Annotated in this window: 7 protein-coding genes; 5 read left to right on the plus strand and 2 right to left on the minus strand. The window is 43.6% G+C overall.

Features of this window, described 5'->3' with window-relative positions; genetic code table 11:
- Window positions 1–91 precede the first annotated feature (91 nt).
- Both B4K26_RS06480 and B4K26_RS06485 read right to left on the minus strand, forming a co-directional pair.
- On the minus strand, window positions 92–1,699 hold the full coding sequence (locus tag B4K26_RS06480) for an inorganic phosphate transporter (RefSeq protein WP_296244269.1): 1,608 nt from the start codon (window positions 1,697–1,699) through the stop codon (window positions 92–94).
- 696 nt (window positions 1,700–2,395) lie between these two features.
- Window positions 2,396–4,117 (minus strand): ATPase, encoded by a 1,722-nt coding sequence (locus B4K26_RS06485; RefSeq protein ID WP_296244270.1) that lies wholly within the window; start codon window positions 4,115–4,117, stop codon window positions 2,396–2,398.
- A 249-nt stretch (window positions 4,118–4,366) separates the two neighbouring features.
- Here B4K26_RS06485 and B4K26_RS06490 point away from each other — a divergent pair, with 249 nt between their 5' ends.
- From B4K26_RS06490 to B4K26_RS06510, 5 genes are all read left to right on the plus strand, one after another.
- Window positions 4,367–5,077 carry an FFLEELY motif protein gene (locus B4K26_RS06490; RefSeq protein WP_296244271.1) on the plus strand — a complete coding sequence of 237 codons (711 nt, stop codon included), beginning with the start codon at window positions 4,367–4,369 and terminating at the stop codon, window positions 5,075–5,077.
- A 409-nt stretch (window positions 5,078–5,486) separates the two neighbouring features.
- Entirely contained in the window at window positions 5,487–6,347 is an 861-nt protein-coding gene (gene ubiE / locus B4K26_RS06495; protein ID WP_409521411.1) for a bifunctional demethylmenaquinone methyltransferase/2-methoxy-6-polyprenyl-1,4-benzoquinol methylase UbiE, read from the plus strand.
- A gap of 138 nt (window positions 6,348–6,485) precedes the next feature.
- Entirely contained in the window at window positions 6,486–7,181 is a 696-nt protein-coding gene (locus B4K26_RS06500; protein ID WP_296244273.1) for a ubiquinone biosynthesis accessory factor UbiJ, read from the plus strand.
- Between the two features lie 91 nt (window positions 7,182–7,272).
- On the plus strand, window positions 7,273–8,931 hold the full coding sequence (locus B4K26_RS06505; RefSeq protein ID WP_296244274.1) for an ABC1 kinase family protein: 1,659 nt from the start codon (window positions 7,273–7,275) through the stop codon (window positions 8,929–8,931).
- Window positions 8,932–9,114: 183 nt separating this feature from the next.
- Entirely contained in the window at window positions 9,115–10,557 is a 1,443-nt protein-coding gene (locus tag B4K26_RS06510) for an FAD-binding oxidoreductase (protein ID WP_296244276.1), read from the plus strand.
- The last annotated feature ends 98 nt before the right edge of the window (window positions 10,558–10,655 follow it).

Genomic DNA, 10,655 nt, shown 5'->3' on the forward strand with positions numbered 1-10,655 from the left:
ATCAACCTCACGTCGATAAGCGTTTTTTATTCTTTAATAGAAAATTAGAATAAAAATAGAAAACTATAATAAATAACTATAAAGCTCTCATTTAAAAAATGTTACTTAATAAGAGATAGCTGATAGCAGACATCGAGGCCGCCGCAGGCAGGGTAATCACCCATGCCAAACCAATAGGCTTCATCAGCGCCCAATTGGTATCTCGATTGACCATACCGATACCAAGAACTGCACCAACTAGCGTATGCGTACTCGATACAGGCAAACCCATGGTAGATGCGCCCATAACGACAGCAGCAGCGGCTAATTCCGCTGAGAAACCCGACGCAGGATGCATTTTCGCTAAATTGGTGCCGACGGTTTGGATGACTTCTTTACCGATAAACCAAAGTCCAACGATCAACGCCACACCAAAGGTCAGCATCACCGCAGCCGGTACCGCAGCTTCGGTTGCAATGTTATTGGTACGAATGACATCCATAATGGCGGCAAAAGGGCCGACGGCATTGGCGATATCATTTGAGCCATGACTAAAAGCAAAGGCTGACGCGGTAAAAACTTGCATCCAGCTAAACATGATAAACGTGGCTTTGGTTAAATCTTCTTTATGCTTACCGCGAATACTCTTGGTATAAATAAAGGTCGCAAGCCAGACCAGCGCTGCTATCATGCCCATGATAAAAAAGCCTTGCAGCGTTGTCATGTTACTATTGACATTCTTGAGACCCTTAAAGACGACCAGTGACGTCATGACCGCACCGCCAGCACCAGCAATGAGCGGTACCCATTGTTTAAGGGCTTTTAGGGTATCAAGGCTACTACGTTCGTGCTCAATTTCATAAAGCTGTTTGTAATAATCGGTCTCTAAATCCTCAACGTCGCAATCATCATCTTTATAGATTTCTTGATCACGCAGCATCGCTGACGTATACGCCAGTTGTTCTGATTCTGTCAAACTTTCCAAATACTCTTTGTGATTGTGCTTTAAGGTTTTTTTCTCGCCTTTTAGCGTCGCAATATGCGCCTCGGTTTTATCATTATATTCAATGATATTTTTCTTAATCTGTCCGTATAATAAGTAAGAAAAAAAGCCACCTAGTAGCGGCGATATGACCCAAGAGATAGCAATCGTTCCAATCGTGCTCCAATTCACGGCTGACAATGCCATATCTGTACCACCTAAGGTAATACCTAGCACAACAGAGCTACCAACAACGCCGCCGATAATGGCGTGCGTGGTCGAAACCGGCAGACCTTTTTTGGTGGCAAATAACAACCAAAACGCTGCTGCAATGAGCGCTGAGAGCATGACATAAATAAACTGGTTAGGTGATACTGATAAACCATCCAGATCAACAATGCCGCTGCGAATGGTATCGGTGACTTCACCGCCCGCCAAAACCGCGCCTGACACCTCAAATATCGCCGCGATACCCAAGGCTTGAGGGACAGTCAACGTCCCTGCCCCTACTGAGGTTCCAAAGGAGTTGGCGACGTCGTTACCACCGATATTGAATGCCATAAAGACACCAAAAGCCGTCGCTACAATAAATAGCGCCGTCTGCTGATGCATGGTGTAATCTAGACCCCACCATAAAAAGTAAGCGGTCATCGCAATCAGTAAAATGGCAAAAAATAGATTGATTCTCATAGAACCGACTGCTTTAGTTGGTCCTCTAGAACTGCTGCTAATACCCATACGTTGATACGTCCTGCGTAAGCTGATTGAAATTATAGGTGATTGATAACATTGCGGCGCTATTGATAGTGTTGTTTTAACCACCCAACATTGTGATAGCTCGTACGCAACGTGTGTTTGAAATAACAGTTTGAAAATTAGCTTGTATTTCTTTCTTAAACTTCTGTTTTACAAATGGATTTAAATGACTGTCTTGCAATATATTATTAGTATAGCGACCTGAGAATTTTGCATGATTATTCATTCTTATTCTTAAGGTCGCTTGCTCACAATAAATACATCAGATAAAAACCATCACGCAACATGTCATAAAGCCGCAAGTGGTATTGCCAAATCGTCCGATTACAGCATCCTGCGGCTTAGTTTCTTCTAGTAATAGCATTGGTTGTGACAAATCTGTTGGTAATAATCAAAGTGCTTATATAGAGAAGGTCCTATCCGGCTACTCGGATATTTCAGTAAAAAGCCAAGTTATAAGACCAAATTATTACGCGCCTATTATATTAAATATAGACACATAATGCATGATGATATTGCAAGATTTGTAACTGCACAAACACTGCTCAGAAAAGCCATCAACTTAGTGAAAAATTGTTGTCAAATTTTATAAATTTGCTGAGTAAAAAGAACAGTAACCATCAAACATCCATGGTTTTTTCATCTCTGTGAGCCTTTACCAATCAATTATATTTGTCTTTAACTTTCAATCTTAGAAAGTGCTGCAGATAACTGATCAATCGCATGGTCCAACACATCCAAACGCGCTTGCCGTTTTTCATTAGTCGCGATGATGGCCCAAGGTGCGTCCTCTGTATCGGTACGTGCCAGCATATCGGTGGCCGACTGTACATAATCCGACCATTTGTCACGATTGCGCCAATCGTCATCGGTCAGTTTGAACTGCTTGTGCGGAGTATCATCACGCGCTTCAAAGCGCTCAAGCTGTTCTTTTTTATCAATAGCCAACCAATATTTAATAACTATTGTCCCAGCTGCTACCAAATCGGCCTCAAAGCGATTGATTTCATCATAGGCGCGCTGCCATTCTTCATTGGTAGCGAAGCCTTCAATACGCTCAACCAATACTCGTCCGTACCAAGTACGGTCAAAGATAGCAATACGACTGATACGATCGGTTTGCTCGTTTGGAAGCTTGGTCCAAAACCGCCATAAATAAGGGTGTTGTAACTCATATATCATCGGCGCGCCAATATTATAAATTTGATATTCACGGGGGTCGAGCGGCGCCACTAACCTTTTAATGGCGCCGCCCTTACCAGCAGCATCCATTCCTTCAAAAGCAAATACCACATGCCGACCTTGACGCGCCCTTAGCAATTTGGCTAGATGCGCTTGCTTATCTGCTAATGCGTCATGATATTTATCCTTATCTATTTCGTTGCCATCGATATCTGTTAAGGTTTTAGGTATGGTGACAGGGTCAAATTTTGTCATCTTTTTTGACTTTCCACTTGCGGCTTTACTGCTTGCGGCTTTACTGCTTGCTTCTTTACTACTTGCTAATGCGGTTTGCATTGCCTGCAATACTTCATGACAAAAATGAGTAGCCGCTTGTGATTTATCAGTACCATCGATAATACTCCAATCATCTTGCTGTCGTAATAATGCGATCGCTACCTCATTAAAGGTCTCGACGACCTTTTTGCTGTTCCAATCAACTTGATATAAAAATTCTGGATCTGCTTCATCATCATTAAGCCGCTCATGCAGTGTGTCGATATCGACATGAAACCAACATTTGAGTAGTTTGGTTTGGTTAGCAGCAAGATCTTGCTCAAACGCTTGTAATTTAGTCAGCGCTTCTCGTAGGTAGTCTTGCCATTGACCGATGGGTAACTCCTTAACTTTCGTAAACTTTTTATCTCTTAGCTTTTTACTCTCGTTGTGTTCTTTTTTATGGTCGCTAGTTTCTTCATTTTTACCATCTTTCTTATTGTCATTATCTCGGGTTGCCATCCTCATGACGTTGTAAAGCAAATCAGCGTACCAGTTACCGAAGTACACCATGACATCGCCGTGTCGCGGCAGCGCTTTGGTATGCGCTTGCCAAATTGGTTGATACGCCAACGGACCATAACCGATGGTTGCCTCTACTTTAAGTAAACGCGGGTCAACCCATTGCCGCAGTTGCGTGACCGCCGTGCCCTTTCCTGCTTGTTCCATCCCGTTAACCAGCACCAAGAGTCCTGTTGGTTTATTGATGGTTGGCGGTGATTGTTGCCGCGTGGCTCGCAAGGCAAATTGGGCATTAACCAAAGCCAATCTAAGGGTATCTTTATCCATCGAAAACTGGCTGAGCGGATTGGGCGTTAAATGTTTGCGGGCAACTGCCTCGCTAAATTGCGCACTTACCGCTTGTGGCGTTTCAGGTTCAGTCGTATTATTGTTTTTGCCCATAACTGGAGTCCTTCCTTAATTAAAAGCATGATTGAAAACTTATGAGCTTAATCATAGCATTGAGTAAATATAGTAAATAACGCTGCTATGTAACAGTTTGGCATTTGTATTCTGCGTTATTTTCTTTTAAGGTGAACACAATTTTGTGCGCCTGCTTTAATAGTTACCCAAAGTACAACCCCTTAGCATTACCTAGAATTTTTATCATCAAAATGATTGCCATTTTTACTTTTTATAGGAAGACCCTCCATGTCTGCTTTAGCCAATTTACAACAGCACTTAAACCGTTTTTGGGCGCTGCCACATCATGAAAATGCTGCCTTAAATACTAAGCTTAAAGAAGTGCAAGCATGGCAACAAGCCCGTATTAAAAAGACACATAGTGCGCTATTTGAACAACCAAAAAACAAACCGATGGCAGAGTATTTTTTGACGCAGCTGTATGGTGGTGATGAATTTAAAGTGTTGGCAGAACAGCTAGGCCGCATCCTTCCCAAAGCCAAGAAATTGGAACGCCTTGCTAAAGAGGCTTCTTTAGAAGCGGGTAGCATGGGCATTCAAGCGTCTATCTTGGCCATCGAGTTGGATTTACATTTGGCCGAGTGGTTAGTGGCTCAAGATTTACCCGTTAATGAAGAAAACATGCTTGCTGCTTACCGTGCTGTCGATGAAGCAAACGAGCGCCGCGTACAAATTAATAATCTAAAAGAAGTCTGCTATCGTACCGATAAAGATTTGAACTCGTTTATGCTCAAAAAAGCCTTTGGCCTAGCCAAAGGCGCGGCTTATCGCCATAACTTTCAACCGCTTTACGACTTTATCGATTCAGGCTTTAAAGCAATGAAGCCATTAAAGAGCGTGAGCAGCTTTATCGAACCGTTTTGTGAGCGTGAGCTTAAGATTATTGACGAGGTTCATGACACGGATAATGGCGGTAAGCCAGCAGCGTTTGGTGTATGATAGGAACAATAATACCTGTGACTAACTGCGCGGTATGGTGATTAAATAGGGTTTAAACAGCATTTACTCAGTGTTTAAGTTTAAACCCCGCTCAAATACGCCATCATAAAAATGAATACATAAAAATGAATAATAGGATAATGCGATGACTGATAACTCTAATAACAACCCTAGCCAAACTGATCAAACTCATACCAATAGCCCAACTTCTCATGGCCATTTACAAGATAAACTGGTCAAAGATAGTATTGCCAACAACCAAAACATTACCGATCAAGTAAAAGCACGTCAAAGCTATGGTTCTAGTGCATCGCTTAATGCAAATGCCGAAGTCGACAACAGCAACCATAATGACTTTACCCAAGTTCAAGACTTGCCAACTGGAACGCCACAAGGCCAACAAACGACTATGCCAAACACGATAAACAACAGCACAAGCACGACTTCCCCGCAAGCTCAAACCACCAAACAAACCCTTTTTAACCAGCGTGATGACATAAATAATCCGCATACGCTCGATACCGATGGCAATGAGCAAACCCATTTTGGTTATAAGACGGTCAATAAAGCCGAAAAACAAGCGCGTGTTGCCGATGTTTTCACCTCAGTTGCTAAAAAATACGACATTATGAACGACTTAATGTCATTTGGTATTCATCGCTTGTGGAAGCGTTATGCCATTAGTTTATCGGGCGTTCGTTCGGGTCAACACGTTCTCGATATTGCAGGTGGTACGGGCGATTTGGCCAAAGTTTTCAGTCGTGAAGTTGGTAAAAATGGTCATGTGGTGTTATCAGACATCAACGCCGCCATGCTAGAAGTTGGCCGCGAACGCCTTATCAATGCTGGCTGTAACAACGTTGATTTTGTCCTCGCCAATGCTGAAACACTCGCGCCTTTTGATGATGAAAGCTTTGATTTGGTGACCATTAGCTTTGGTCTTCGTAATGTCACGGACAAAGATGCAGCGCTAAAAGCCATGTATCGCGTCCTTAAACCAGGCGGTCGATTATTGATTTTAGAATTCTCAAAACCTGTCTTTGAGCCATTATCGAAAGCCTACGATTTGTATTCATTTACCGCCTTGCCAATTATGGGAAAGCTGGTTGCCAACGATTCTGAAAGCTATCAATACTTGGCAGAGTCAATTCGTATGCACCCTGATCAGCAAACGCTTAAGCAGATGATGCAACAAGCGGGATTTGAAAACTGTGATTATCATAATTTGACGGCTGGTATCGTTGCGGTACATCGTGGTTTTAAAGCTTAATAATAGTTTTAGAGCTTGATTATAAAAAGTATGGCGATAAAGTAATTACTATCTATCGATGATCACTTTTAACCTTTATGTTAGCTTTGATAAACGATGCGCTGTTTTCAGGCGCTTAACTAAATATACGAGAGCCTTATGCTGACTGTCTTACTTTTGGCGGGTGCCGAAAAGCTGATTAATATTGCCATCGCCAGCGATGAAATCACCAAAACCGGTCTAGCACCGCTTGCGGGTAAAGTATTGCGTTTAAATATAGCAATACCTGAGATTCATTTAGACGTATTATTTACTGATGAGCGTTTGCGTTTTGAGCCAGTCACCACTGAAAGCGTGTTTGAGCCAAACGGCAGTATGGAAGAGCGTCAAAAAGCCAGTTTAAATAAATCGCGAATCGGTCATAGCCGTCCGGACTGCGTTGTGACCGTTGACAATCCAGCCCAACTGCTCAATCTCATGCGCGGCACTGAAGGTAATTTACCTATCGCTGGTGATTACAAAGTGCTGATGCAGCTGAAACAATTGGTGGCAGGATTTGATCCTGACGTCGCTGGTCAGCTTGAGCCATTTATCGGAAAGCCAATGGCCAGCCAGTTGCATCTACTAATATCACAGCTAAAGAGTAGCTGGCGTCACAGCGCCAAACGCGCGTTTGACGATGTCAGCGACTGGGCTAACGATGTGGCAGGCAATAGTGCCCCTGACCCGATGGAAGCGGCTGAAGTGAATGATCTAAAGCAGCAACTATTAAAGCTGCGAGCGGATGTCGAGCGTGAAGAGGCGAGGCTTGCGGCAATAAAAGATGAGCAGGCACATTTAATCAATAATAGATAATAATAAATAGTTGCTTTGACTGCTTAAATACTAACTATAAACAGTCCTAGACCCTGCCCTATTTTTGACTTTTTTAGAGTACCCATACCCCATGCTATTATCTCATCGTGCCCGTTTATTTGAGCTTTGGCGTATTGCCGCTACGTATCGTATTGACACCCATCTTTCTATTGAAGAAGCGCCGCAGCTGCAACCTTTGGCGCGTTTCATTCGCTTACATCCCGCTGCCTGGGGTAAAAAACACCAACCAAACGCCATCAAGTACGCGCTTGAAGATATGGGAACGTTATTTTTAAAACTCGGGCAATTGCTATCGACGCGTCGCGACCTGGTGCCGCCTGAGATTATCGAGCAATTGGTGCAGCTGCAAGATAAAGTCAAACCTTTCGACGTTGACGTTGCCATTGCTCAAATCCAAGACCCTAAACAGGGCCTTGGTCAATCTATTGACACGTTATTTGCCCGTTTTGATGTTAAACCGTTAGCAGCAGCCTCCATCGCCCAGGTTCATACTGCCGCATTGCATGATGGTCGTGAAGTAGTGGTAAAGGTGGTTCGCCCTGATATTCGCAGCACTATTGTCTCTGATTTTGAACTGCTACGTGAGCTTGCCAATTGGGCATCGGCTCGTATCGAAGCGGCGCGCGCCGTTCATATCATCGATATTGTCGAAGATTATCGTCAAGTGATGCTAAATGAGTTGGATTTAACGTTAGAAGCCGACAACACCACTCAAATGCGCAATAACTTCTTGGGTTCGGCATTGATGTATGTGCCAGAAGTTTATGATGCGGCTAAAAACGTCATGGTCATGGAACGTATCCAAGGCGTCCCTATTTCGCAGGTCGAGGTGTTTGATAAACTGGGTTATGACCGAGCAACATTGGCAGAAAAAGGCTTAACGATATTTTTTACTCAAGTTTTTCGCGATAACTTTTTTCATGCCGATATGCATCCAGGAAATGTGTTTGTAGAAACGCCACCAGTTAAAACGTTAAACAGTGACGTGACAACGGCTGAGCTTGGCTACGAGCCGCGCTATATTGGTCTTGATTGCGCCATTATGGGCACTTTGTCAAAAGATGATCAGCTTATCGTTGCGCGGATGCTATTGGCGGTGATGAATAATAACTTTACGGCGATGGTTGATATCGTTAGCCGCGCAGGTTGGATACCGCCCAATACCGATAAACATGCATTAATGCGGGATATGAAACGCACTGTCGGCCCAATGCTACAAAAATCTATTAATGACATTGATTTTGCTGGTGTGTTGATGCAAATTTTAGACATTGCGCGTCGTCACCATATGAGTATTCCACCGCAATTAATGCTTCTGCTAAAAACTTTGGTACATGTTGAAGGGCTTGGTCGCGACTTATATCCCGACCTCGATATCTGGTCGCTTGCCAAGCCAATCTTAAGTGGCTGGATTAAAGAGCAGCTAGATCCGATGCGTAATTTACAACAGTTACGTCAGCAATTGCCTGAGATTTTATTATCAACAACTGACATTCCTAAGTTATTAGACCAAGGCTTACAAAGCCTTGCCTCTCAAGGCTCGCGCCAAGACAGTCAGCTACGAGAAATACAGCAAATCCGTGCTGATATGCTCAATGACCGTCGCCGCGATTGGCTGGCACTGGCTGGTTTTGTTACCTTTATTGCTATTGCAACGCAGGTCGGTTGGTTTGCGCCTATTTTTTATCTATTAGCAATTTTCGTGGTTATATGGCGAGTATTGGCCTAGATTGTTGATATTTTAGTGGCAAACGCTCCCTAGAAAGCGTGATGAATGTTTCCCTATTATTTAATAAGCTCTCATGCACTTTAATTGCTCTTGAACGACAGTTAAAGTGAATGAGGGCTTAACTTTTTATCTTATTTAATCCCATTATTTTAGTTAAAAAATCTTCTATATAAAGGAGTTATTATGTCAACTCTAGCGTCTACATCCACGTTACCTTTACCTACCAGCACGACCGTAAAACCAAATCATAGCGCTGCTATTACTACCCTGCAAGCTCGCTTTGGCAAACAACTCAGTGTCAATCGAACCATACGCGAACAGCATGGCCATACCATGACGTGGCTTGCCAACCAGCCGCCTGATGCCGTGTTAACAGTACAAGATAAACACGAGGTCGCTGCCGCTGTTGCGATTTGTAATGAGTATCAGATGCCAGTAATTGCTTTTGGTATTGGCTCGTCTTTAGAAGGACAGTTAAATGCTCCTTATGGCGGACTGTGTATCGACATGCATGCCATGGATGCGATATTGCAGGTCAATAGCGAAGACTTGACAGTGACCGTACAGCCGGGGGTGACACGTGAGCAATTAAATCATTATTTGCGCGACACAGGATTGTTTTTTCCGATAGATCCAGGTGCCAACGCCAGTATCGGCGGCATGGTTGCTACTCGCGCTTCTGGTACTAATGCCGTACGTTATGGCACGATGAAAGATGTGGTACTCGCGCTTGAGGTGGTCACTGCCAATGGCGATATCGTTCGGACAGGAACACGCGCAAAAAAATCTGCCGCGGGTTATGATTTAACACGATTAATGATTGGATCAGAAGGGACGCTTGGTATCGTCACCGAAGTCACGCTTAAGTTATTCGGAATCAGTGAATGTATCGGCAGTGGTATTTGTCATTTCCCAACGATTGAGGCCGCTTGTCAGGCGGTGATGCTCACCATCCAGATGTGCTTACCTGTCGCTCGAATTGAGCTGCTTGACGCGGTGCAAATTAAAGCCTGTAATCAATACGCCAATCTTGATTTGACTGAGACACCAACGTTATTTGTAGAATTTCATGGCACAGACGCAAGTGTCGCTGAACAAGTACAAATATTTGCCGATATCATTGAAGAGTTCGGCGGTACAGATTTTGCTTGGGATACCAATGAATCCGAACGTAAACGTCTTTGGCAAGCACGGCATAATGCTTATCATGCCAGCTCCGCTCTCAGACCTGAAGCCAGCGCTTTATCGACTGATGCTTGCGTTCCCATTTCGCGTTTAGCAGAATGTGTTAGCGCCACGGCAAAAGATATCGAAGCGTCGGGTATGATTGGCCCTATCGTCGGTCACGTCGGTGATGGTAATTTTCATGTTTTATTATTGGTCGATACCAATAATCCTGAAGAGATCGCCACCGCTGACGGTATCATCAGCCGCTTAGCGAGCCGCGCGATAGAGATGGATGGTACTTGTACGGGTGAGCACGGCATCGGACAAGGTAAGCAAAAATACATGCAGCAAGAGCACGGTAATGCGTTGGCGCTAATGCAAGCGATTAAATCTGCCCTTGATCCCAAAAACATCCTGAATCCTGGAAAAATATGGCCTGAAACGTTACCGACTATTTAATAAAATTATTAATAACAAAGCAAAAAAAATGCGCCTCCTTTTAATTCCTTAATCAAAAGTAGGCGCTTTTTTTAAGTTTCTTAGATTAACACACCAAG

Origin of the sequence: Psychrobacter sp. UBA6766, from assembly GCF_002453355.1 — a bacterium.
Classification (GTDB): domain Bacteria; phylum Pseudomonadota; class Gammaproteobacteria; order Pseudomonadales; family Moraxellaceae; genus Psychrobacter.

Excerpts from the sequence above, each read along its gene's own strand:
- B4K26_RS06490 (WP_296244271.1), top strand. The coding sequence starts at position 4,367 with ATGTCTGCTTTAGCCAATTTACAACAGCACTTAAACCGTTTTTGGGCG.
- B4K26_RS06500 (WP_296244273.1), top strand. The coding sequence starts at position 6,486 with ATGCTGACTGTCTTACTTTTGGCGGGTGCCGAAAAGCTGATTAATATT.
- B4K26_RS06505 (WP_296244274.1), top strand. The coding sequence starts at position 7,273 with ATGCTATTATCTCATCGTGCCCGTTTATTTGAGCTTTGGCGTATTGCC.
- B4K26_RS06510 (WP_296244276.1), top strand. The coding sequence starts at position 9,115 with ATGTCAACTCTAGCGTCTACATCCACGTTACCTTTACCTACCAGCACG.
- B4K26_RS06485 (WP_296244270.1), bottom strand. The coding sequence starts at position 4,117 with ATGGGCAAAAACAATAATACGACTGAACCTGAAACGCCACAAGCGGTA.
- ubiE (WP_409521411.1), top strand. The coding sequence starts at position 5,487 with ATGCCAAACACGATAAACAACAGCACAAGCACGACTTCCCCGCAAGCT.
- B4K26_RS06480 (WP_296244269.1), bottom strand. The coding sequence starts at position 1,699 with ATGGGTATTAGCAGCAGTTCTAGAGGACCAACTAAAGCAGTCGGTTCT.